We start from the raw sequence: 24,747 nt of genomic DNA on the forward strand, positions 1-24,747 counted from the left end.
GTTACGGCTGCAGCACCACCACCTGCGGCGGATGACTCCAGCGATCGAGCATCGCGACCAGGTCAGCAAACGCCATCGACAGAGTCGCGGTGTTGCGCAGCGGGTGCACGTTGATCGTGCCCGCGGGATCGAACGCCGCATCCAAGACGACCGACACTTCGCCGCCCGCATCGTTGATTGCCGCCAGCGGCGTGACTGACCCCGGTTCGACGCCGAGCAGCCGCAACAGATGCTCGGGCCGGGCGAAGGAGAGCTTGCCCGCGCCAGTCTGCTGGCCGATGAACTTCAGGTCGGCGCGCCGGTCATGCGGCATGGTGACGAGCCAAAAACGGTCCTTGCCGTTCTTCAGGAACAGATTCTTGGTGTGGGCCCCGGCGATGCGATCATGCAGGCCGGCGCTTTCGTCCACGGTGAAGACGGCCTCGTGTTCGTGGACGGTGCACGCGATGCCGGCGGCATCGAGATCGGCCATCAGGCGGGTTTCGTCGGGCGTCATTGGCCAAGCTCGCTTTGCGTTACCGTCACCCAGCCCGTATCGGCGGCGATCGGCGGGGTGAGGCCGGCATCGCGCTCCATCGCGGCGCGCGCAACCCTCTTCTGCGCCAGCTCGGGCGTCGCGCTGCCCTTGCGGTCGACCCAGATCCGCACGCCGCCGGCATAATAGAGCATCGGCCAGTCGCTCCGGCTGTCCCCGGCCGCGAGGAGCGGACGACGGACCGGATCGATATAGGCCTGGATGCCGGCGACCTTGCCTTCGTGCCAGGTCAGCGGCGACCAAAGTGTCGAGGTGAGGATCATCCGGGAATTCAACGCCGCCGGATACTGCGCGTCGAGATAATGGCCCTTGGCGATCTGCTGGCGCGCGGTGGTCACGCTATTGTCGTCGGGATTGCGCAGCAACTGGGTGACGCCGATCACATTTTCCGGCGCGACATCGAAGCCATAGGCCGGATCGGACACGATCGCCCGGACCAGTTCCTCCAGCGAAGCGCTGACGACATAGACCTTGATGCCGTGCGCGCGCAGATAGGCCATCAACTGGCGCTGCGCCGGGAAGATCGCGGGCGCGAACACCGTGCCGTCGACCTGCTTGCCGTCCCTGGCATGGCGCACCAGGATCGGCGCCTTCGACACCATCATCGCGTCGACATCGCGCTTCAGGGCAGCGAGCGGCCGGCCGGCAAAGACCTGCGCGATCCAGGGATAGCAGAGCTTCTCGTCGATATCGCACATCCGCTCATAATAGCCGTACAGGCTCTCGCCCGGCAGTAGCGGGATCGGCTTTAGCGAGGGATCGAGCGTCGCGACCGACAGCACGCCCTTGTTTTCGAGAAACGGCAGCAGGCCTTCCTCGACATCATTCTTCCACAAGGTGTTGTCGGCATCGAAGGTCGCGTACGAGCCCGGCGGCGCCTTGGCGACAACGCCTTCGATCTGCGCGCGGGCCGCCCCCGGCCAGAGATCGAGGTCCGCGGCCAGGGCCGGGCTGGAGAAGAGAAGCCCTGCGGCCATGCCGAGAAGGCCGGCGACACCACGCGCGGTCACGCCGGCACCTGCGCGCCGATGGCGGGATCCGATTTGCTCGGCTTGCCGGTCTCGACATGGCCAGCGAAGCGCCGTCGCCAGGTCGATCCCGGCATTTCGACGAGCAGGTCGTACCAATGATCGTTGCGCGCGATCGGATAGCGGATGACGCGCGACGCGCCGGCGGCGAGATCGACCGAGCGGACCGGCGCCTTGCCATAAGCCAGCGGGCGAAGCGTGAGCCGGCATGCCGCGGGGCCATGATTGGCCAGCTTGACGAGCAGAGTACCGCCATCGGCGCTCGGCTCGACCATCGCCTCGGCGCCGGCGCCGTCGCCGGAAAACTCCCGCAGGAAGCCGTTCGGGCCATGCACCGCGAGCGCCGTCGCCCGGGATGGCAGGCCCGGCAGCTGATCGGTGATCGTTTCGCCCGGGCCGACGGTGTAGAACCAGGGACCGGCCGTGCCGCCCGCGGCATAGACGTTGAAGACCGCGGCCGCCGCGCCCCTGTTGACGAAGGCGAGCGTCAGGCCGGGCTTGCCGTCAGCGACCGCCTGCACGTCCAGCGCATAGGGCAAGGCGCGCGCCGGGCGCTGGCCGGTTTCCTGTTTGGGCAAGGCCTGAGTCGCGGGAACGACCGGCGCGGGAAGTTTGGACGAGAAGGTCACGCGCGCGATATAATCGGCGGTGCCGGGGAAGCCCCGCATCGCCGAGGCATCGGGATCGGCGAAGTCGAACATCGAGGTCAGGTCGCCGGTGATCGCGCGCCGCCACGGCGAGATATTGGGCTCCATCACGCCGAAGCGCCGCTCGAGGAAACGGATCACCGAGCTGTGATCGAAGATCTGCGAATTGACCCAGCCGCCACGCGTCCAGGGCGAGACGATCAGCAGCGGAACGCGCACGCCGAGACCCACTGCCTGCCCCTTATAACTCTCCCCGGCCGTGTCGACCGTGCTCAGCCCCATGCTGCGGTCGGTCGCCGGCAGCGGCGCCGGCATATGATCGAAGAATCCGTCATTCTCGTCATAGTTGATGACGAACACGGTCTTGGCCCACACTTCGGGATTGGCGGTGAGCGCGGCGAGCAGGCGGTCGGTCAGCGATTCCCCGCAGGCGGGCGGCGCTTCGGGATGTTCGGAATATTTGGCTGACGCGACGATCCAGGAAACCTGGGGCAGCCGGTTCGCCGCGACATCCGCCGCGAAGGCCGACACCAGATGCTGCGCTTCGCTTTCCTTCGCGTTCGCCGCGGTCGATCCCGGGACGATCGCCCTGCCCCGCACATAGAGATCGTCGTCGGTCTTCAGGCCGCGAAAGGCCTTGAAATAAGCGAGCGAATTGTCACCGAAATTGTCGAATTCCTGATAGACGCGCCAGCTGATGCCGGCCTGTTGCAGCCGCTCCGCATAGGTCGTCCAGCCGGCCGCCTTGAAGCCCGGTCTGTCGCGTGCGGCATCGCCGGTCCAGTTGCCGTCATCGGCATTGTCGACCGCCTGCCGGCCCGCGTCCCCGACCGTCAATCCGCTGGTCCCGGTGAACAGGTACATGCGGTTGGGATTGGTCGGTCCGTGGATCGAGGCATAATAGCCGTCGCCCACGGTGAAGGCATCGGCGAGCGCGTGGTAGAAGGGGATGTCCGCGCGCCGGAAATAGCCCATCGTCAGCGGAGTCTTGTGCTTGATCCAGCAATCGTAGCGCGCCCATTCCGCCCAATCGCCCTTCCAGCTATGGTCCAGGCTCTTGATCAACGGGCCGCTCGTCGTCCGGCTGTCCATCAGGAACGGCAGGACATGGCCCGCGCCGTCAGGCCTGGGCTGGCGGAAGACGCTGTCGCCCGAGGGCAATCTCACCGGGCGTGGATCGCCATAGCCGCGCACGCCGTTCAACGTGCCGAAATAATGATCGAACGAGCGGTTCTCCTGCATCAGGATCACCACATTCTCGACATCGGCGATCGACCCGGTCCGGCGGTTGGCGGGCAAGGCCAGCGCCCGGCCGATCGAGGCGGGCACGGCGCCCGCCGCGCTCAATCCCGCTATGGTCTTCAATATCTGTCGGCGGTCACGCAGCGGCATGGCGACTCCCTTGATCCTCGATCGTGACGAACCGTCCCGGACACATTGAACCACCTATCAATGTTGGCAAGCGATTCGATGTTGCGCTGCGGCGGCGGCGCATCGAACGACCCGGGGCTGTCATCAAAATGGCATAATTCTCCTAGTAATAGGCCAAATCTGTTGCTTTCGCGCCACAGCTTGAAACCAGCTTCAATCAAGCGACGGCGCGCGGCGAATTCGCTTGATTCTGTTGCGACGCAGCAACAGACTTCGCGCCATCGCCGGACCTCGCACTTCAATCCGGGCCATAAGGGGATAAGTGACATGCGCCTTTCGAAGACTGTGCTGCTTACAGGCTCCATGCTGAGCGCGATCATCCTGCCCCAGGCGTCCTTCGCCCAGGAGGCGACCGAGCCGGCGGCACAAGCCGCGCCCAGCGAGGAAACCCCCGACATCGTCGTGCTCGGCTTCGGCCAGAGCCGTCAGGTGCAGAGCGTCAGCGCCATCGATATCGAGCGGATCGTGCCCGGCGCCAGCCCGCTCAAGGCCATCGAGAAGCTGCCCGGCGTGAACTTCCAGTCGGCCGACGCCTTCGGCAATTACGAATGGGCGGTGCGCATCTCGCTGCGCGGCTTCAACCAGAACCAGCTCGGCTTCACGCTCGACAACATCCCGCTCGGCGACATGAGCTATGGCAACGTCAACGGGCTGCACATCAGCCGCGCCATCATCTCGGAGAATATCAGCCGAACCGAAGTGGCTCAGGGCGCGGGCGCGCTGGGCACCGCGTCGACCAGCAATCTCGGCGGCACCATCCAGTTCTACAGCGACAACCCAAGGGACACACCCAACGTAACCGGTTCGGGCACCTATGGGTCGGACGACACCTGGCGTGGTTATGCCCGGCTCGATTCCGGGCTGATCGGCGAGCGGTTCAAGGGTTATGTCAGCTATGCCTATTACAAGACCGACAAGTGGAAAGGGTTCGGCGAACAGCGCCAGCAGCAGGTAAACGCCAAGCTAATGGCCGATCTCGGGCCGTTGGGCGACATCTCGGCCTATTTCGCTTTTTCCGACCGGCATGAAAACGACTATCAGGATCTCAGCCTGGACATCATCAAGCGGCGCGGCCTCAACGACGACAATATCAGCGATGATTATGGCACTGCGCTGAAACTGGCTCAGGTCTATCAGAATCAAGCTGCGCTCGCCGCCTATCAGGCAGCCCATAACGGTTCTTCCGTGGGCTTTACGGCGCCCTATGCGGGCATCGGCTTCACCTTTCCCGCCGGTTTCGGCACCGTCGACGACGCTTATTATGACGCAGCTGGCCTACGCCGCGACTATCTCGGCGGGGTCACGGTCAACGCGAATCTCGCCCCTGGTCTAACCATGAAGACCACCGGCTATTATCATGTCAACAAGGGCCAAGGCTCCTGGATCACGCCTTATACGGCGACTCCTCTGGGCGCCCCAAATGTGGACGGCACGCCGATCACCAACCCCGCCGCAATCTCGTTCCGCACCACGGAATACGGCATGCATCGTGGCGGGGCGCTCACCTCGGTCAGCTATGAGAGTGGCATCAACACCTTAGAAATTGGCGGCTGGTACGAGAGCAATACCTTCAATGCATCACGCCGGTTCTACGGCATGACCGCAGGCACCACCTCCAATCGCCCGGCGATCGATTACCAGAGCAACCCCTTCTTCATTCAATGGGACGGCAAATACGACACCGAGACGGTGCAATATCATGTCGAGGACACGATCAAGCTACTCGAGGACGACCTCGTCCTGAATGGCGGCTGGAAGGGCGTTCGTGTCGTCAACAAAGGCGTCCTGCGCGTCGGCACGCTCGCCTCGGGTCGTCTCGAGGCGAAGGACTGGTTCCAGCCACAGGCCAGCATCCTGTATCATGCCACGCCCAGCACCGAGCTCTTCGTCAGCTATACCGAGAATATGCGCGCCTTCGTCGCCTCGGGCGGCGCGGCGCCTTATTCCGGCACGCAGGTCACCTTCGACGCGATCAAGAACACGCTAAAGCCGGAAACCTCCAAGACGATCGAAGGAGGCATCCGCTTCCGCTCCGGCGGCCTGCAGGCTTCGGCCGTCGGCTATTATGTCAACTTCAGTGATCGCCTGCTGGCGTTCTCCATCGGTTCGGGCATCGTCGGTAATCCGCCCACGCTGAACAATGCCGGCAGCGTCCATACCTATGGCGGCGAAATTTCCGCGAATTACCGCTTCATGCAGGCGCTGTCCCTGTTCGCCAGCTATTCCTACAATGATTCAAAATATCAGGATGATGTGAAGGACTCGAAGGGTGTCGTCCTCTCCGCGACGGCCGGCAAGACGGTCGTCGACAGCCCGAAGCACATGCTCAAGGGCGAGATCGTCTATGACCAATATGGCTTCACCGCCCGCGTCGGCGCCGATTATATGAGCAAGCGCTACTTCACCTATCTCAACGACCAGTTCGTCCCGGCGCGTCTGACGATGGACGCCAGCATCGGCTATCGCTTCGGCGGAGAAGGCGCGCTGCACGGCGTGTCGATCACCGGCAACGTGACCAACCTGACCGACAAGAAATATATCGCGACGATCGGTTCGAACGGTTTCACCGCGCTCGGCGACAACCAGACGCTGCTGGCCGGCGCACCGCGCCAGTTCTTCGTTACGGTGAAGAAGGGCTTCTGATACGGTTGCGGTGGGATGGCCCGCGGTCATCCCACCGTCGATCGTCCGGAGGCCTCTAATGCCAGCCTATGAAGTCGATCTGGCCGGCACCCGCTACCATTTTCAGAGCCTCGCCCAGGTTCTCGCCGCGGCGACGCCGCCACGCTCGGGCGACCAGCTCGCCGGGATCGCCGCGGAAAGCGCGGAACAACGGGTCGCCGCGCGCTGGCTGCTCGCGGACCTGCCGCTCGCTGTCTTTCTCGAAGACCTGCCGATTCCCTATGAGGCCGACGAGGTCTCGCGCCTCATCATCGACTCGCACGATCGCGCCGCGTTCGCGCCGATCGCGCATCTGACGGTCGGCGGCTTTCGCGAATGGCTGCTGGCCGAGGACACCGACGACGCGGCGATCTCGACCGTGTCGCGCGGCGTCACGCCGGAAATGGCCGCCGCCGTCTCGAAGCTGATGCGCAACCAGGATCTGGTCGCGGCGGCGCGCCGGATCCGGGTCATCACCGCCTTTCGCGATACGATCGGCCTGCCCGGTCGCCTTTCGGTTCGCCTGCAGCCCAATCACCCGACCGATGACCCGACCGGAATCGCCGCCTCGATCCTCGACGGGCTGCTGCTCGGCGCCGGAGATGCCGTGATCGGCATCAACCCCGCCGGGGACGATGTCGAGCGGGTGGGCACGTTGCTCGCGATGATCGACGACATCCGCGAGGGTTTCGATATCCCGACTCAAAGCTGCGTGCTGACTCATGTCACCAACACGATCGAGCTCGTCCGCCGCGGCGCGCCGGTCGATCTCTGCTTCCAGTCGATTGCCGGGACCGAGGAAGCCAATCGCGGTTTCGGGATCGATCTGGTCCTGCTGCGCGAGGCGCAGGACGCGACCCTGGGCCTGGGGCGCGGCACGATCGGCAGCGACGTGATGTATTTCGAGACCGGCCAGGGCTCCTGCCTGTCGTCCGATGCGCATCACGGCGTCGACCAGCAGACACTGGAATGCCGCGCCTATGCCGTCGCCCGCGCGTTCCGGCCGCTGCTGGTCAATTCGGTCGTCGGCTTTATCGGCCCGGAATATCTCTATGACGGCAAGCAGATCCTGCGCGCCGCGCTGGAGGATCATTTCTGCGGCAAGCTGATGGGCCTGCCGATGGGACTGGACATCTGCTACACCAACCATGCGGAGGCCGATCAGGACGACATGGATACCATCCTGACGATGCTCGGCGTCGCGGGAGTGACTTTCGTGATGGGCGTGCCGGGGGCGGACGACATCATGCTCGGCTATCAATCGACCAGCTTCCACGATGTGCTCTATGCGCGCCACGTACTTGGCCTGAGGCCCGCGCCCGAATTCGAAACCTGGCTGAGCCGGGTCGGCCTGGCCGACGACCGCGGCCGCCTGATCGAGAACGGCCGGCCATTATTGCCCGGCCGATCCGTCGCGGCCCTGGCGGGATTGCGTGGCTGAGCCGCCGGCCCCCGCCGATCTCCCGTCGCGACTGCGCGCCGCGACCACCGCGCGTGTCGGGCTCGGACGGATCGGCACGGCGCTGCCGACGCGCGCATCGCTCGATTTCCAACTCGCCCATGCCCGTGCCCGCGACGCGGTGCAGGCGGAATTGGCGCCGGGCAGCTTCGGCGAAAGCATCGCCGGACGGCCGGTGATCGAAGTCCGCAGCCAGGCCGGGACGCGCGCGGACTATCTGCGGCGGCCGGACCTCGGCCGCCGCCTCCATGCGGAAGACCGCGACGCGCTTCTCGCGGGCGAGCATGATCTTGCCGTGGTGATTGCGGACGGCCTGTCGGCCACGGCCGTGCTCACACATGCCGCCCCGCTCGTGGAGACGCTGATCGAGCGCCTGCCGGGCTGGCGCATCGCACCAATCGTGATCGCTCATCATGGCCGGGTTGCGCTCGGCGACGAGATCGGCGCCGCGCTCGGCGCGAAAATGCTGGTGATATTGATCGGCGAGCGGCCCGGGCTGAGCGCGGCGGACAGCGTCGGCGCCTATATCACCTGGGCGCCGCAACCGGGGCTGCGCGACAGCGCGCGCAACTGCATCTCGAACATCCGCCCGCCGTACGGCCTCGCTTACGACGATGCGGCCGACCAGATCGCTGCGATCCTGCACGCCGCCCGCGCCGCGGGACTGACCGGCGTGTTGCTGAAGACCGGCGCGCCGACCGCGCTGCCGCCCGCCGGTTAAGCCACGCGCATTAATCTCACGGAGCGTTCGTGAGGGGGCGATCTTCCCCGGCGAAGGCCGGGGTCCAGTTGGGAGACGATCGTGATAAGGCGTTGAGTTTCCTTTATAATGACCTTTCCAACTGGACCCCGGCCTTCGCCGGGGAAGCAGAAAGGAGGAAGCGCGAGCGTGTCCGATAGCCCTGGCGTAACGCTGTCGGGCTAAAGCGCGAAATCGCTCGCCGCGAGATCCAGCGCCTCCCAGAGATAGGCGGCGAAGGAGCGCCACACCTCGAGATGGAAGGACTGTTCGCCGGTCCGCCAGAGAATAATTTCCACGCCGTCGAACAAGGTACGGGTGGCCTTGCCGGTCGGAAAGGCCCGCTGAAGATCGAGCGCGCAGCCGGTGAGGAGCAGCACCTCCGCCATGGGTCCTTCGACGGTGAGGCCGAGGTTGCGATGGCCGATATCGGTCAGCGCGTGCACGCCCTCGATCGCAGGCGCGGCCGCGCCCATGGGCAGGAGCAGCAGCCATTCGTCCGGACCAAGGCACAGGGCAGTCCCGCCGCCGAACGCGGAACTTGCCGTTACCTTGCCCGGCAGCCCGGCCGGCGCGCGCGTCCGCACACTGTACCGCGCCAGCGGCGCCGCGAGCGACAGCGTCACGCCCAGGTGGCGCGCCGGCTCCACCGGCACGGGATAAGCGAGTTCCAGCCCCTCAATCACGCAGCCGTACTCCCTCGCGGTCGTAGAAGACGCTGTCCGCGACCGTCACCCGGTGCACGCCCTCCGGCATCGGCACGAACAGGGTCTCGCCGATCCGGGCGCGCCCGTCGGCCACTACCGCCAAGGCGATCGACCGGCCGAGCGCCTCGCTCCAGTAGGAGGAGGTGACATGGCCGATCATCGGCACCGGCATCGGCGCGGCGGGATCGGGCACGATCTGCGCGCCTTCCTCCAGCACCAGCGCCGGATCCTCCGTCAGCAGGCCGACGAACTGCTTGCGCCCCGGCGCCACGATATCGGGCCGCGCGAGGGAGCGGCGGCCGACGAAATCGGGCTTTTTCCTGCCCACGGCCCAGCCGAGCCCGGCATCGTCCGGGGTCAGCGTGCCGTCGGTGTCCTGGCCGACGATGATATAGCCCTTTTCGGCGCGCAGCACGTGCATCGTCTCGGTGCCGTAAGGCACGATCCCGTGCTTCTGTCCTTCCTCGTACAACGCGTCCCACACGGCGCGGCCAAAGCCGGCAGGCACATTCACCTCGAAGCCGAGTTCGCCCGTGAAGCTCACCCGGAACAGGCGCGTCAGCACGCCGCAGATCGTGCCCTCCGCAACACTCATATGCGGCAGCGCTTCGGGCGACAGGTCGATCCCGCCGACGAACGGCGCGATCACGTCGCGGGCACGGGGCCCTTGCAGGGCGATCACGGCATAATGCTCGGTGGTCGAGGTGAGCCAGACATCGAGGTCGGGCCATTCAGTCTGGAGATAATCCTCCATCATGTTGAGCACGCGCGCTGCGCCGCCCGTGGTGGTGGTGACGTGGAAGCGGTCATCGGCCAGGCGCGCGGCAACGCCATCGTCCATGATGAAGCCGTCTTCCCGCAGCAGCAGCCCGTAGCGGCAGCGCCCCGGCGCCAGCGACTTCCACGGATTGGTGTACATGCGGTTGAGGAACTCGGCGGCATCGGGGCCGACGACCTCGATCTTGCCGAGCGTGGAGGCGTCGAACATGCCTACCCCCGCCCGCACCGCGCGGCACTCGCGCGCGACCGCGGCGCGCATGTCCTCGCCGGCCTGCGGGAAGTAGCGCGCGCGGCGCCACTGGGCGACATTCTCGAACACCGCGCCCTGCCCTTCCGCCCAGCCATCGATCGCGGTCTTGCGGACCGGCTGGAACAGCGCGTCCTTGGCCATGCCGGCCAACGCCCCGAAGGTCGTCGGCGTGTAGGGCGGACGAAACGTAGTCAGCCCGACCTGCGGCGCGGTACGGTCGAGCGCGCCTGCCGCGACCTGCAGCCCGTTGAGGTTGCTGGTCTTGCCCTGGTCGGTCGCCATGCCGTTGGTGGTGTAGCGCTTGATATGCTCGACCGACCGGAACCCCTCGCGCACGGCGAGACGAATATCACGCGCGGTGACGTCGTTCTGGAAATCGACGAACGCCTTGAAGTGGGTCGGATCGTGCGGACCGGGCAAGGCCTCGACGCTCACGCCGCTGCCGGAGATCGCGCCCGAGCAGCTGCCAATACAGGTCACCAGGTCCACGGCGCCGTCGGGCACGAACGCGCCTAGCTCCTCGCGCCAGGCCAGCGCGCCCTTGCCATGCGACCAGAGATGCACCGTCGGCGTCCACCCGCCCGCCATCAGCAGCGCGTCACAGGCGATCGTGCGTTCCCTGGCACCGCCGGTCGCGGCGACCGTGATCGCCTGGACCCGCTTCGCGCCGCTAGTACCGGTCACCGCATGGCCGGCGAGCAGCTCGATCCCGAGCGTTTCGGCCCGCACCGCCAGCGCTGGATCGATCGTGTCGCGCAGATCGACGATCGCGGCAATGCCCACCCCGGCCTCGGCCAGGTCGAACGCCGCCTGGTAGCCACTGTCGTGCGTCGCCATCAGCGCGACCCGCCGCCCGACCGCGACGCCATAGCGGTTGAGATAGGTCCGCGCCGCGCTCGCCAGCATGATGCCGGGGCGATCATTGTCGGCAAAGACGAGCGGCCGCTCGATCGCGCCGGTCGCTAACAGGATCCGCCCGGCGCGGATGCGGCGCAGTCGCTCGCGTGGGCCCTTCGCCGCGCCGACAGGCAGATGATCGGCCAGCCGCTCGACCGCGCCGACGAAACCGTCATGATAGAGGCCGATCGCGGTGGTGCGCGACAGGCAAGTCAGGTTGGGCGCCGCGCCAAGACGGGCGAGTGCGTCGGCGAGCCAGGCCGCGCGATCGGGCTCGGCCAGCAGCTTGCCGCCGAACTCGGCCTGCTCGTCCAGGATCATGACGCGCTCACCATTGCCGATTGCGTCGAGCGCGGCTTCCAGCCCGGCCCGCCCGGCGCCGACGATCAGCAGGTCGACGAAATCATTGGTGGCGGCATAACGATCCGCATCGACTGTGGTCGGCGCCGCGCCCAGCCCCGCCATGCGCCGGATCGCCGGCTCGTAGAGCTTCTCCCAGAAGGAGCGCGGCCACATGAAGGTCTTGTTGTAGAAGCCGGCCGGGAACAGCGGCGAGAAGACATTGTTGATCGCGCCCAGATCGAAGCCCAGCGACGGCCAGCGATTCTGGCTTTCGGCGACCAGGCCGTCATGCAGCTCGACCGTCGTCGCGCGCAGATTGGGCGTGTAGCGCCTCGGCCCGCGATCGATCCCGACCAGGGCGTTCGGCTCCTCGACCCCCGCCCCGAGAATGCCGCGGGGGCGATGATATTTGAACGACCGCCCGACGAGATGCACGCCATTGGCGAGCAGCGCGGAGGCGAGCGTGTCGCCCGCCAGCCCGGTCATCGCCTTGCCGTCGAACTGGAAGGTCAGCATCCGAGCGGAGTCGATCCGGCCGCGATCCTCGACGCGGAACCCGCTCACGTGATTCCCCCGGTCTCGCCGGTCCAGGCATCGGCCTCGCCGGGGCGCGGCAGGCCGGCCTTGTAGGTCTGCTCGAAATGGTCGGTCACCGTGTCGCGCACCGCGTTGAAGAAGCGGCCGCAGCCATGGACATGGCGCCAGCGCTCGAAATGCCGGCCCCGCGCGTTGGTGCGCTGGAACAGGTAGCCCTCCCATTCCGCATCGTTCAGCGTGTCGGGCTGGGCCGGCCGGGCGATATGCGCCTCGCCGGCATAGCCGAACTCGATCTCGGGCCGGCGTTCGTCGCAATAGGGGCAGTGGATCAGCAGCATCTCAGTGCGCCACCGCGGCGGCGGCCGCTTCGTCGATCAGCTGCCCGGACCGGAAGCGATCGAGGTTGAAAGGCGCATTGATCGGGTGCGGCTCGTCCTTCGCGATCGTCCAGGCGAGCAGGTCCGCCGCGCCCGGCGTCGCCTTGAAGCCGCCCGTGCCCCAGCCGCAATTGACGTACAGACCCTTGACCGGAGTCTTGCCCAGGATCGGGGAACGATCAGGCGTCACATCGACGATCCCGCCCCAGTTGCGCAGCATCTGCATGCGCCGGACGACGGGGAATATCTCGCAGATCGCGGCCAGCGTGTGCTCGACGATGTGCATCGCGCCGCGCTGCGAATAGCTGACATAGGCATCCGTGCCGGCACCGATCACCAGCTCGCCCTTGTCCGACTGGCTCATATAGGCGTGCACCGTGTTGGACATGACGACGCAGGGGAAAAAGGGCTTCACCGGTTCGGATACCAGCGCCTGGAGCGGGAAGCTCTCGAGCGGGAAGCGCAACCCCGCCATCTCCATCACCACCGAGCTGTTGCCGGCGGCCGACACGCCGATCTTTTTCGTGGCGATGAAACCGCGCTCGGTCTCCACGCCCTCGACCGCCCCGTCGGCGCCGCGCCGGATGCCGGTGACGGCGCAATTCTGGATGATATCGACCCCGAGCGCCGAGGCCGCCCGGGCATAGCCCCAGGCAACGGAATCGTGCCGGGCGGTGCCGCCGCGCCGCTGCAGGGCCGCGCCGAGCACCGGGTGCCGCGCGCCCGGATCGATCGACAGCGGCGGGCAATAGGCCTGCGCCTCTTGCGGCGTGAGCCATTCATTATCGACGCCGTTCAGCCGGTTCGAATGAATGTGCCGCTTGAAGCTCTGCACGTCATGGACGTTGTGGGCGAGCATCATCACGCCCCGCTTCGAATACATGACGTTGTAGTTGAGCTCGGCGGACAGCCCGTCCCACAGCTTGACCGCATGGTCGTAGAGATGGGCGCTCTCGTCATAGAGGTAGTTGGAGCGGATGATCGTGGTGTTCCGGCCGGTATTGCCGCCACCCAGCCAGCCCTTCTCGATCACCGCGACATTGGTGATGCCGTGCTTCTTCGCGAGATAATAGGCAGCGCCCAGGCCATGCCCGCCGGCGCCCACGATCACGGCATCATAAGCGGGCTTTGGCGCGGCGTCCGGAAACTGCACCGGCCAGCTCTTGTGATGGCCGATCGCCTTGGCGACCAGCGTCGCGACATTATACCGGATCACGCGCCCCTTGCCTCCAGCGCGGCGCGCGCCCGATCGAGATAGAAGCTCTTGAAATTGCCCACCAGCTTCTCTTCGCGCGAATAAGGGCCCTGGCGATAGCCGTCGGTCATGATCCCCAGATGGTTGATCGCGCAGAGATGGCTGTCCTGGCGGTTGGTCGCGCGCCAGACCGCGGTCAGATTGGCCGGGTCGTAATCCACGCCTTCCTCCGCATCCTCCCGCACCAGCCAGCTGGTCCGCAGCAACGTCTTGTCGGGCGCAAGCGGCGTCAACGAGAAGGTGACGACATGGTCGCAGCAGAAATGGTGCCAGCTATTGGGCTGAGTCCAGACCGAAAGGCTCGACGTATTCGGCTCCGTGAACGGGCCGAGCAGCTTCGTGCTGGCGATCTTCCCGTCGACCGTCTGGCTTACTGCCCCATTGGCGAGCGGCAGCCGGGCGACGCGGTGCCACCAGTCGCCGGGAAACTCGATCAGGTCGTGATAGATGCCGAGTTGCCGCCACTCCTCACGCTCGGCCGCGATCCGTGCCTGCGAGGCAAGGTCGTCGGCGTCCAGGACCGCGTCTTCGGGCAGGCCCTTGCCGAAACCGCTCGACCCAAGGCACGAGGTCAGTTCGGGATGGTTGCCGTCGCAGTGATAGCATTCGCGATTATTCTCCATCACGAGCTTCCAGTTGGCGTCCTCGATCAGATCGTCCTGGACCGCCACCTTGCAATGCTCGAGATCGTACATGCCGATCTGCGCCGCGATATCCGCCTTGACCCGGTCGATCGGCGGCGGGGTGTCGCTGAGGCAGAGGAAGATCAGACCGCCGATATTTTCGAGCGCCACCGGCGTCAGGCCGAACAGCTGCTTGTCGAAATCCTCGGGCATGTCGCGCGCGGCGAGAAGCCGGCCGTCGAGACCATAGGTCCACATATGATAGGGGCACATCAGCCGTGGCGCGCTGCCCGACGGCGCCGAGCAGATGCGGGCGCCGCGATGACGACAGCTGTTGTAAAAGGCGCGAACCTCGCCGTCGCGGCCGCGAACGATGATGATCGAGTTGTTGGCGAGGTCGAACAGGTAATAATCGCCGGGCTTTTTCACATGCGCGACGGTGCAGGCGTAGAGCCACACCGATTTCAGCATGACCTGTTTGTCGAAGTCGAACGCCTCGCGCCCGACATAGAGCTGCTGCGGCAAGGTATAACCGGGGCGATCCTGTTCGAGCAGCGATGCGATATTCTCATAGCCGGACATGAGGATCAGCTCCTCAGCCGGTCATTCTCGGGATCGAACGGCGAATCCGCGATCAAGGTGGCGCGGTGGCGTTTGCCCAGGATGACGATGTCCAGGTCCCTGCCCGCCTCGGCGAGATCCGGCCTGACCATCGCCAGCGCCAGCGACTTGCCCGTCCGCCAGCCATAGCCGCCCGACGTGGCGCGCCCGACCAATTCGTCGCCGACAAGGATCGGTTCCGCGCCGCGCGCGTCCGCATCGGTCACGCCGTGCACTTCCAGCGTGACGAGCGCGTTCGGCTCCCCGGCGTCGCGCCGTGCCAACAGCGCCGTCCGACCGAAAAAGTCCGTCTTCTTCGTGCCGATGAAACGCGCCAGGCCGCTCTCATAGGCTGAATATTCGACCGAAAGCTCGCGCGGGATCAGCTTGTAGCCCTTCTCCAGCCGCATCGAATCCATCGCGCGAATGCCGAATGGTTTGAGATCGTCCCCGCCCGCCTCGAACAGCAGGTCGAAGATGTAGTTCTGCATCTCGATCGGGTGGTGAATCTCCCAGCCCAGTTCGCCGACGAAATTCACGCGCAGCGCCTCGACCGGCGCTACCCCGATGCTGATGATCTTGCCCGTGAGCCAGGGGAAGGCGGCGCTCGACAGGTCGGTCCCGGTCACCTTGGCCAGGATCTCGCGAGACCTGGGGCCAGCCAGGACGAGCACCCCCATTGCCGTCGTCAGCCGCTCGAACGCGACCGAGCCGTCCCGCGGCATCGCCTTCTTCAGACAGTCATGGTCGTGTTTCTCATAGGCCCCGGCCGACACCAGGTAGAAACGCTGCGGCCCCTGTTTGTAGACGGTGAACTCGCTGCGCACCCCGCCCCGCGCGGTCAGCAGGTACGACAAGGTGACGCGCCCGATCTTTTTCGGCACCGCGTTCGTCAGCAACCCGTCGAGCCAAGCTTCCGCGCCGGGCCCGGAAATCTCGCATTTGGCGAAGGCGCTCATGTCGAGCAGTCCCGCCTTTTCAGTGACATGGCGGCATTCATTCCCGACATGCTCGAAGTAGTTCGAGCGGCGGAACGACCATTGTTCGCGGATCGGCGCATCGCCTTCCGGCACCGGATAGTTGCGGTTGAGCAGGACATCGGGCCGGACCAGATCATCCGCGCTTAACTGATAGCCTGGGGGCGCGAACCAGTTCGGCCGTTCCCATCCGAAAACGGTCCCGAACACCGCGCCCTTTTCCTTCATCCGGTCATAGCAGGGCGTGCGGCGCAGGCCGCGCGCGCCCTCGCGCTCCTCGTCCGGATAATGTACGGTGAAGACCTTGGCATAGGCCTCCTCATTCTTGGCGGTGAGATAACCCTTGCCGGCATAATCGCCGAAGCGACGCGGATCGACGCCCATCATGTCGATCGTCGGCTCGCCGTCGACGATCCAGTGCGCGAGCTGCCACCCTGCCCCGCCCGCCGCGGTGATGCCGAAGCTATGGCCTTCGTTCAGCCAAAAATTCCTGAGCCCCGGCGCCGGGCCGACGATCGGGCTGCCGTCCGGGGTATAGGCGATCGCGCCATTATAGACGCGCTTGATGCCGACTTCGCCGAATGCGGGCACGCGGGCGATCGCCGCCAGGATATGCGGCTCGAGCCGCTCCAGATCCTCCGGGAACAATTCATATTCGGACTCGGCCGAAGGTCCGTCGGGATAGCAGACCGGCGCACCGACCTCATAAGGGCCGAGGAGAAGGCCGCCCGCTTCCTCGCGCATATAATAGCTGGCATCGGATTCCCGCAGCACGCCCATCTCGGGAAGGCCGGCCCGCTTGCGTTCCATGATCGCGGGATGCTGCTCGGTGACCAGATACTGATGCTCGACCGGGATCACCGGAATGTCGAGCCCCACCATGGCGCCGGTGCCGCGGGCGAAATTGCCGCTCGCGGAGACGACATGCTCGCACAGGACATCGCCCTGGTCGGTCGAGACCAGCCATGAGCCGTCCGGCTGTTGCGCGATCGCGGTCACCACGGTGTTGCGGTTGATCTCCGCGCCAAGCTGGCGAGCGCCCTTGGCCAGCGCCTGGGTGAGGTCGGCGGGCTGGATATAGCCGTCGGCGGGGTGGCGGATCGCCGCGATCACGCCGGTCATGTCGGCCAGCGGCCACAACGCCTTCACGTCGTCCGGGGTGAGCATGTCGACATCGACGCCGATCGTGCGCGCGACCCCGGCATAATAGAGATATTCGTCGAGCCGGTCCGGGGTGCAGGCAAGGCGGATGTTCGACACGTTGGAGAAGCCGACATTGAGCCCCGTCTCGGCCTCCAGCGTCGGATAGAAGCCGACCGAATATTGATGCATCTTGCCGACCGAATAGCTCAGGTTGAACAGCGGCAGCAGCCCGGCGGCGTGCCAGGTCGACCCCGAGGTCAGTTCCTTGCGCTCGATCAGCATGACGTCGGACCAGCCCAGCTTCGCCAGGTGATACAGCGTCGATACCCCGACGACGCCACCACCGATCACCACGACACGAGCATGTGTTTTCAAGGCATGTTTTCCGATCGCTGAGGAAATGCGGGTGTTCCGGCCGTCGGCCTTCCTTTTCAGGGGCGATGGCCTGATATGCGAGATTAGTGTTGCTTATCCAACGGCCGCCGAGGCTATGCTCCCCCGCTCGACGGGCCGGGACATGGTGGGCATGCTGACGTCGATCGTGCGAGGACCTGCCTGAGACCATGAAGCTGCCGCCCGGATATGAACTGAATTCGATCGAGGTGTTCGTCCTCACCGCCGAACTCGGCGGCATGACCCAGACGGCGCGGCATCTCGGCATGACTCAGTCCGCCGTGTCGCAAACCATCTCGAAGCTCGAGGCAGCGTTGGGCGTGCGCCTGTTCGATCGCGCGATGCGGCCGCTCGCGCTTACCCCCAGCGGGAAGGTCCTGCTGCGCGACGGCGTGACCCTCGTCGCCGCGGCGCGCGGCCTGGCGCGCCAGGTCCGCGAGGGCGGCGAACGCGTGGTCGATTGCGTCACCATCGCCATGGCGGAAAGCATCGCCAATCATTTGACCGCTCCCCTCCTGAAGGAGATGGGGCAGCGCGCGCATCAATGGAAATTGCGATCCGGCATTTCGATGCTGCAGCATCACGACTTCCTCGCCCGCAAGCTGGACATGCTGATAACCGGCAGCAGCCAGCTCGAAGAGGTCGAGGATATCGAGCATTTCCCGATCATGACCGAGGATTTCATCCTGATCGCCCCGGTCGATCACCCCGGCCCGCTCGATCCCATCGAGGCGCTCGCCGCCACGCCGTTCGTCCGCTATTCGCTGCTGTCGGCAATGGGCCAGCGGATCGAGCGCCAGATGACGCGGCTCCGGCTCAAACTGCCGAATATCGTCGAAGTGGATTCGACGATGCAGCAGCTTTCCGCCGTCGCCGCCGGCGTTGGCTGGAGCATCACCACGCCCTTGTGCCTCGCAAGCCATATCGACCTCCTGCCGGCGCTTCAGGCAGCGCCGATGCGCCGCGCGCAATTCCGCCGCCACGTCCAGCTCCTGGTGCGGCGCGGCGAGTTCGGCGCGCTCCCGCGCGATATCGCCGCGCTGTCGCGCGAAAGCCTGAGGAACGGCAGGCTCAAGCGACTTTCGGAGGAGCTGCCATGGATAAGCGCGGCATTGCACTGGCCGTCCGAAACCGAAGATCCCTCGCCCTAGGTGCCGGGTAAGCGTCTCATGCCACGGGAAAACGACCCGGTCGCCGCGTGCACGCCCCGGTGGCCGCGATCGGCTTGCGCCCTGATGGACGTTAATCGTTATGCCTTTGATTCGATTGCGGATCGGCGATAGGCCGATTGGGAACCACTCCAGCTCAGAGACGTGAATGACTTCGCTTACGATCGCGCGCGCCCCGACGGCGCCGAAACCCGGGATGGACGCGCGCGTGGTGGTGGGCCTCGCCATCGTGATCCTGTTCTTCCTGGTCAGCGGCGCGATCGCCTATTCCAACATCAACGTGTTGCGCGAAGACGATGCGAAGATCCGGCATTCGCATGACGTGATTACGTCGCTCTATGATCTGCTTTCGACCGTACAGGATGCGGAGACCGGTCAGCGCGGCTATCTGCTCACCGGTAACGAGAAATATCTGGCGCCCTATGAAGACGCCCGGGCGCGTGTGGCGCCCGAACTCACCAACATCATGTCGCTCACCCGGGACAATGACTCGCAGCAGGTGCGGATCGCCACGTTGCGGCGCCATATCGCCGCCAAGCTCGCCGAGCTGAAACGGACCATCGATCTGCGCCAGAATGCCGGTCTCGTCCCCGCCCTCGCGATCGTGACGAGCGATCGCGGCAAGATCGAGATGGACGCGATCCGCGCCGAACTCGATCTCATGCAGCAGGAAGAGAGCCGGCTGCGCCAGATCCGGATCGACGAAATGGCCGCTGCCTACCGCACGGCATGGGTCAGCGGCGTGCTGTCGGGCCTGCTTGGCGTCCTGCTGACGCTCGTTATCGGTTTCCTCATCCGCCGCGCCTCCATTGCGCGCGAACGGCAGCAATGGTTGCAGACCGGCCAGGCCAGCCTTGCCTCCGCCATGCTGGGCGACCAGGCGACCGAGCAGCTGGGCGAAAATATCCTCACCTTCCTGACGAGTTTCCTCGGCGCGCAGGGCGGCGCCGTCTTTGGCGGCGAGGGAGCCCATTATCGCCGCATCGCGGTCGACGGCGTGCCGGCGGATGCGAAGATCGTCGATCGTTTCTCGCTCAAGGAAGGCCTGTTGGGCCGCGTGGCGGCCGACCGCGTGCCGACCATGCTGAGCGACATTCCCGATGGCTATCTGACCATCGGTTCGGCACTCGGCCAGGACAAGCCGCGCCATCTGACGATCTCGCCGGCGGTCGCCGACGATGTGGTGCACGGCGTGATCGAACTCGGCTTCCTGCATCCGGTCGGCGAGCATGCACTCACCTTTCTCGAACAGGTGTCCGGATCGATCGGCGTGGCGCTGCGCTCGGCGCGCATCCGGACCGAATTGCAGAATTTGCTCGAAGAAACGCAGCGCCAGTCCGAAGAACTGCAGGTGCAGAGCGAGGAGCTGCGGGTTTCGAACGAAGAGCTCGAGGAGCAGGGCCGCGCGCTCAAGGAATCCCAGGTCCGGCTGGAGCAGCAGCAGGTCGAGCTCGAACAGACCAACGCCCAGCTCGAGGAGCAGGCCCAACTCCTCGAAGCGCAGCGCGACGACCTGACGCGGTCGAGCGCCGCGGTCGAACTGAAGGCGCGCGAGCTGGAGCAGGCGAGCCGCTACAAATCCGACTTCCTCGCCAACATGTCGCACGAGCTCCGAACGCCGCTCAATTCGCTGCTCATCCTGTCCAAGCTGCTCGGCGACAATCCGAACGACAATCTGTCCGAGGAGCAGGTCAAATATGCCCGGACCATCCAGTCCTCGGGCAACGACCTGCTGTCGCTGATCAACGACATTCTCGATCTCTCCAAGATCGAGGCTGGCCATATCGAGGTGCGGCCGGAAACGGTGGCGCTGGAGCGGCTGGCGACTGACATGCGGCAGATGTTCCAGCCGATCGCCGGCGAGCGGGGCTTGCAGTTCGACATTGCGGTCGCGGCGCATTGCCCGACCACGATCGACACCGATCGACAGCGTCTCGAACAAGTCCTGAAGAACCTGTTGTCCAACGCCTTCAAATTCACTGAGCAAGGCAGCGTACGTTTCTCCATCGACTGTCTCGACGGTGAACGCGTCGCCTTCGCCGTCACGGATTCAGGGATCGGCATCGCGGAAGAGCAGCAACGCGACATCTTCGATGCTTTCCGCCAGGCCGACGGCACGATCAGCCGTAAATATGGCGGCACCGGCCTCGGCCTGTCGATCTCGCGTGAGCTGGCACGCCTGCTTGGCGGCAGCATCGCGCTCGCCAGCACGCCGGGCGAGGGCAGCAGTTTCACGCTAACGCTTCCGCTGGCGTACGATCCGGCGATGGTGGCGCCGCGGGACGAGCGCGTGCCCGCGCCACGCGAGGCTTCCGCCGCTTCGGCACCGGCCAACCCGCCCAAAGCGGCAAAGCTCCCGCGCAGGGTCGAGGACGATCGCGACACGCTTGCCGGATCGAACCGGGTCCTGCTCGTGGTAGAGGACGATCCGAGCTTTGCCGGGATCGTCCGCGACCTGTCGCACGAGATGGGCTTCCAATGCCTCGTCGCCGGCACCGCGGAGGAAGCCCTGCACCTAGCCCGGCAATTCAAGCCGAGCGCCGTGGTGCTCGATGTCGGTCTGCCAGACCAGTCGGGCCTTGCCGTGCTCGACCGGCTGAAGCGCGACGTCGAGACGCGGCACATCCCGATCCATGTCGTCTCCGGCAGCGACCATAGCCAGACCGCGTTGTCGCTCGGTGCGATCGGCTATCTCGTCAAGCCGGTGAAGCGCGAGGAACTGGTCGATGTTCTCGAGGCGCTGTCCTCGAAGCTTGCGCGCACGGTCCGCCGAGTCCTGATCGTCGAGGACGATCCGGTACAGCTCGACGCCGTCAGCAGACTGCTCGCCTCAGGCGTGGTCGAAACCGTCGGCGCGCGCACCGCCGCCGAATGCCTCCAGCGCCTGCAGGAAGAGACGTTCGACTGTATGGTCCTTGATCTCACCCTGCCGGATTCGTCGGGCTTCGCCTTGCTCGAGAAGCTGAGCGAGGACGGCGCGCACAGCTTCCCGCCGGTAATCGTCTATACCGGCCACGACCTGTCGGCGGACGACGAGCAGCGCCTGCGCCGCTATTCGGACTCGATCATCATCAAGGGCGCCCGCTCGCCGGAGCGGCTGCTCGACGAAGTCTCGCTGTTCCTGCACCAGGTGGTGACCGAGTTGTCGCCCGAACAGCAGAAGATGATCCAGAAGGCGCATAATCGCGATGCGATCCTCGAGGGACGGCGCATTCTCATCGTCGAGGATGACGTCCGCAACGTCTATTCGCTGACCAATATCCTCGAGCCGCGCGGCGCGCTGGTCGAGATTGCCCGCAACGGCCGGGAAGCGATCGACGCGCTGGAGAAATCCGCCGCGGACGGCGGAAACGCGATCGACCTGGTGCTGATGGACGTGATGATGCCAGTGATGGACGGCCTTACCGCGATGCGCGAGATCCGGAAGGATGCGCGGTGGAAGAAGCTCCCGATCATCTCGCTGACCGCCAAGGCGATGCCCGACGATCAGGAGCGCTGCATCGAGGCGGGCGCGAGCGATTACATGGCCAAGCCGCTGGACGTGGACAAGCTGCTCTCGCTCGTCCGGGTCTGGATGCCGCGATAGGCCCGCTCATGCCCAACGAGACCGAGGATATCGAATTCCGGCTGCTGCTGGAGGCGCTGTATCAGCGCTACCATTATGATTTCCGGCACTATGCGCAGGCGTCGATCAAGCGGCGCCTGCGTCAGGCGCGCACGCAGATGGGATTCGCCAATTTCTCCGCGATGCAGGAACGGCTCCTGCACGACGAAGCGATGCTGCCGCGCCTGCTGAACTATCTCACGATCCAGGTCAGCGAGATGTTTCGCGATCCCGCCTATTTCCGGGCGATCCGCGAGAAGGTCGTGCCGCATCTGCGCACCTATCCGTCGCTCAGGATATGGATCGCGGGGTGCAGCGGCGGGGAGGAGCTCTATTCGCTCGTCATCCTGTTCCGCGAGGAAGGGCTTGAAGAGCGGACGATCTTCTATGCGACCGACATCAACCAGGACGCGCTGGATACCGCATCGAAGGGCATTTATTCGCTCGACCGGATCAAGGCGTTCACGGAAAATCATCGGCTGTCCGGCGGCAAATCGTCGCTCTCCGACTATTACAGCAGCGCCTATGGAGGCGCCGCGTTCGACAAGACCCTGCGCGACCGGGTGGTGTTTTCGGATCACAGTCTGGTCACCGACGCCGTCTTTGCCGAGATGCACCTGATCTCGTGCCGCAACGTCCTGATCTATTTCGATCGCGAATTGCAGGATCGGGCCATCGGCCTGTTCCGCGACTCCCTGCCGCGAAACGGGTTTCTCGGGCTGGGCTCGAAGGAGAGCCTGCGCTTTTCCGCGCATGCGGCCGCCTTTGGCGAATTCGTCCGCGAGGAGAAGATCTACCAGAGGCGCGAGCCATGAGCGATGTTGCCGCACGGGCGATCGTGATCGGGGCGTCGGCGGGCGCGGTCGAGGCGTTGTCGCAGATCCTGCCGGCACTCCCCGCCGATTATCCGCTACCGATCCTGATCGTGGTGCATATTCCGCCTGACCGCAAAAACATGCTTGCGCCCTTGTTCCAGGCCAAATGCCGGATGGTGGTGCGCGAGGCCGAGGACAAGGAGCCTGCCCTTGGTGGCGTGATCTATTTCGCGCCACCCGATTATCACCTTCTGGTCGAGGCGGAGGGCACGCTGTCGCTATCGACCGACGATCTGGTCCTGTATTCGCGCCCTTCGATCGACGTCCTGTTCGAGAGCGCTGCCGATGCCTTCGGCCCGGCGCTTGTCGGCATCGTTCTGACCGGTGCCAATGAAGATGGCGCAAAGGGCCTGAAGGCGATCGCGGACGCAGGCGGAACCGCGCTCGTCGAAGACCCGTTATCGGCTTATGTGAACACCATGCCGATGGCAGCCCTGAACGAATGCGCCACGGCACGCGCCATGCCGCTTACCGCGATCGCGGACTATCTGGTGAAAGAATGTGCGGTATGACGAGCGTAATGGGACCGGTGCATTGTCTTCTCGTCGACGATCTCGAGGAAAACCTCCTCTCGCTGGAGGCCCTGCTCGGTCGTGAGGGTCTCGTCCTGCTCAAGGCGCGATCGGGCGACGAAGCGCTGGAACTGCTGCTGCGCCACGATGTCGCGCTCGCGTTGCTCGATGTGCAGATGCCGGGCATGAACGGGTTCGAGCTCGCCGAGTTCATGCGCGGGAACGAACGGACGCGCCATATTCCAATCATCTTCGTGACCGCGGGAAGCGCCGATAACCAGCGCCGCTTTCGTGGCTATGAAGCGGGCGCGGTCGATTTCATCCAGAAGCCGATCGAAGCCGATATCCTGCGCAGCAAGGCGACCATCTTCTTTGACCTGTATCGCCAGCGCGGGCAGATCGCGGCGCAACGCGACGAGTTGAAGGAAGCATCACAGGCGCTCAGGAACGCCGATCGGCACAAGGACGAATTCCTTGCCGTCCTGGCGCACGAGCTGCGCAACCCGGTCGCCGCGCTTGGCGCGGGCCTGCATCTGCTGAAGAAGCGCGCGGCATCGTCCGACCAGGCCGACGCCATTCGCGAGCAGATGGAGCGCCAGCTTTTCCACCTCTCCCGGCTGGTCGAGGATCTGCTCGATATATCGCGGATCAGCGAGGGCAAGATCTCGCTCCGCAAGGAACGGATCGAGCTGAACACGGTCCTGCGGTCAGCGATCGAGGCGAGCCAGCTCAACCTCGATGCCGCGCAGCACAGCTTCACGGTCGACTTGCCTTCGGAGCCGGTGTGGATCGACGCGGACCATACCCGGATCGCCCAGGTAGTGGCCAATCTCCTGAACAACGCGGCCAAATACACCCCTGCCGGTGGCGCCGTCTCGCTTACCGCACGCTGCGCTGACGGCTCTGTCGAGATCAGGGTAAGCGACAACGGCATCGGCATCCCGGTCGACATGCAGTCCCGGATCTTCCAGATCTTCACCCAGGTGGAGGATCATCGGAAACAGGCCGCCGGCGGCCTCGGTATCGGCCTCGCGCTGGTCCGCCAGATCATTGCCCTTCACCACGGATCGATCGAGGTGAAGAGCGATGGCGAGGGCAAGGGCAGCATGTTCTGCGTCAGGCTCCCGCTCAGCGACGATCCCGCAACGCTGCCCCGCCGCGATGCGGATGGGACGAGCGATCTTGCAACGGCGGAGATATGATGGC

The 24,747-nt window shown here is 65.3% G+C and carries 17 protein-coding genes; 8 read left to right on the plus strand and 9 right to left on the minus strand.

The window, feature by feature from the left end; genetic code table 11:
• Position 1: 1 nt before the first annotated feature.
• From ACZ1I5_RS09545 to ACZ1I5_RS09555, 3 genes are read right to left on the minus strand one after another with little or no spacing between them, the layout of a single operon-like run.
• Positions 2–496 carry a prolyl-tRNA synthetase associated domain-containing protein gene (locus tag ACZ1I5_RS09545; RefSeq protein WP_465173452.1) on the minus strand — a complete coding sequence of 165 codons (495 nt, stop codon included), beginning with the start codon at positions 494–496 and terminating at the stop codon, positions 2–4.
• Positions 493–1,545: an HAD family hydrolase gene (locus ACZ1I5_RS09550; RefSeq protein WP_465173453.1), complete on the minus strand. Its 1,053-nt coding sequence runs from the start codon at positions 1,543–1,545 to the stop codon at positions 493–495. Before ACZ1I5_RS09550 ends, ACZ1I5_RS09545 begins: the two co-directional genes overlap by 4 nt.
• Positions 1,542–3,602, minus strand: a complete 2,061-nt coding sequence (locus ACZ1I5_RS09555) for a phosphocholine-specific phospholipase C (RefSeq protein WP_465173454.1) — start codon at positions 3,600–3,602, stop codon at positions 1,542–1,544. The genes ACZ1I5_RS09550 and ACZ1I5_RS09555 overlap by 4 nt, the downstream gene beginning before the upstream one ends.
• A 306-nt stretch (positions 3,603–3,908) precedes the next feature.
• On the opposite strand from ACZ1I5_RS09555, the gene ACZ1I5_RS09560 reads away from it, so the two are divergent.
• Genes ACZ1I5_RS09560 through eutC form a run of 3 tightly spaced genes read left to right on the plus strand, consistent with a single transcriptional unit; the run spans position 3,909 to position 8,482 of the window.
• Entirely contained in the window at positions 3,909–6,284 is a 2,376-nt protein-coding gene (locus ACZ1I5_RS09560; protein ID WP_465173455.1) for a TonB-dependent receptor, read from the plus strand.
• Between the two features lie 58 nt (positions 6,285–6,342).
• The gene (locus ACZ1I5_RS09565; protein WP_465173456.1) at positions 6,343–7,743 is read left to right on the plus strand and encodes an ethanolamine ammonia-lyase subunit EutB; all 1,401 of its coding nucleotides are present in this window, start codon (positions 6,343–6,345) and stop codon (positions 7,741–7,743) included.
• On the plus strand, positions 7,736–8,482 hold the full coding sequence (gene eutC / locus ACZ1I5_RS09570) for an ethanolamine ammonia-lyase subunit EutC (protein WP_465173457.1): 747 nt from the start codon (positions 7,736–7,738) through the stop codon (positions 8,480–8,482). The genes ACZ1I5_RS09565 and eutC overlap by 8 nt, the downstream gene beginning before the upstream one ends.
• Before the next feature lie 200 nt (positions 8,483–8,682).
• Here the strand turns inward: eutC and ACZ1I5_RS09575 are convergent, their stop codons facing one another.
• From ACZ1I5_RS09575 to ACZ1I5_RS09600, 6 genes are read right to left on the minus strand one after another with little or no spacing between them, the layout of a single operon-like run.
• Positions 8,683–9,186 (minus strand): sarcosine oxidase subunit gamma, encoded by a 504-nt coding sequence (locus ACZ1I5_RS09575; protein ID WP_465173458.1) that lies wholly within the window; start codon positions 9,184–9,186, stop codon positions 8,683–8,685.
• A complete protein-coding gene (locus ACZ1I5_RS09580) occupies positions 9,179–12,040 on the minus strand; it encodes a 2Fe-2S iron-sulfur cluster-binding protein (protein ID WP_465173459.1) in 2,862 nt (953 codons plus the stop codon). The genes ACZ1I5_RS09575 and ACZ1I5_RS09580 overlap by 8 nt, the downstream gene beginning before the upstream one ends.
• Positions 12,037–12,351, minus strand: coding sequence for a sarcosine oxidase subunit delta (locus tag ACZ1I5_RS09585; RefSeq protein ID WP_465173460.1), 315 nt, complete (start codon positions 12,349–12,351; stop codon positions 12,037–12,039). The genes ACZ1I5_RS09580 and ACZ1I5_RS09585 overlap by 4 nt, the downstream gene beginning before the upstream one ends.
• Position 12,352: 1 nt before the next feature.
• Complete coding sequence (locus ACZ1I5_RS09590) at positions 12,353–13,606, minus strand: sarcosine oxidase subunit beta family protein (RefSeq protein WP_465173461.1); 1,254 nt, start codon at positions 13,604–13,606, stop codon at positions 12,353–12,355.
• On the minus strand, positions 13,603–14,850 hold the full coding sequence (locus ACZ1I5_RS09595; RefSeq protein ID WP_465173462.1) for an aromatic ring-hydroxylating oxygenase subunit alpha: 1,248 nt from the start codon (positions 14,848–14,850) through the stop codon (positions 13,603–13,605). Before ACZ1I5_RS09595 ends, ACZ1I5_RS09590 begins: the two co-directional genes overlap by 4 nt.
• A 5-nt stretch (positions 14,851–14,855) precedes the next feature.
• A complete protein-coding gene (locus ACZ1I5_RS09600) occupies positions 14,856–17,363 on the minus strand; it encodes a GcvT family protein (RefSeq protein ID WP_465173463.1) in 2,508 nt (835 codons plus the stop codon).
• Positions 17,364–17,551: 188 nt separating this feature from the next.
• Here ACZ1I5_RS09600 and ACZ1I5_RS09605 point away from each other — a divergent pair, with 188 nt between their 5' ends.
• From ACZ1I5_RS09605 to ACZ1I5_RS09625, 5 genes are all read left to right on the plus strand, one after another.
• Positions 17,552–18,532, plus strand: a complete 981-nt coding sequence (locus ACZ1I5_RS09605) for a LysR family transcriptional regulator (protein WP_465173464.1) — start codon at positions 17,552–17,554, stop codon at positions 18,530–18,532.
• A 166-nt stretch (positions 18,533–18,698) separates the two neighbouring features.
• Positions 18,699–22,136 (plus strand): response regulator, encoded by a 3,438-nt coding sequence (locus ACZ1I5_RS09610; RefSeq protein ID WP_465173465.1) that lies wholly within the window; start codon positions 18,699–18,701, stop codon positions 22,134–22,136.
• Between the two features lie 8 nt (positions 22,137–22,144).
• On the plus strand, positions 22,145–22,969 hold the full coding sequence (locus ACZ1I5_RS09615; protein ID WP_465173466.1) for a CheR family methyltransferase: 825 nt from the start codon (positions 22,145–22,147) through the stop codon (positions 22,967–22,969).
• Positions 22,966–23,541, plus strand: a complete 576-nt coding sequence (locus ACZ1I5_RS09620) for a chemotaxis protein CheB (protein WP_465173467.1) — start codon at positions 22,966–22,968, stop codon at positions 23,539–23,541. Before ACZ1I5_RS09615 ends, ACZ1I5_RS09620 begins: the two co-directional genes overlap by 4 nt.
• Positions 23,538–24,743, plus strand: coding sequence for a hybrid sensor histidine kinase/response regulator (locus ACZ1I5_RS09625; protein WP_465173468.1), 1,206 nt, complete (start codon positions 23,538–23,540; stop codon positions 24,741–24,743). Before ACZ1I5_RS09620 ends, ACZ1I5_RS09625 begins: the two co-directional genes overlap by 4 nt.
• Positions 24,744–24,747 lie beyond the last annotated feature (4 nt).

Source organism: Sphingomonas sp. BL-S-30 (assembly GCF_055521475.1).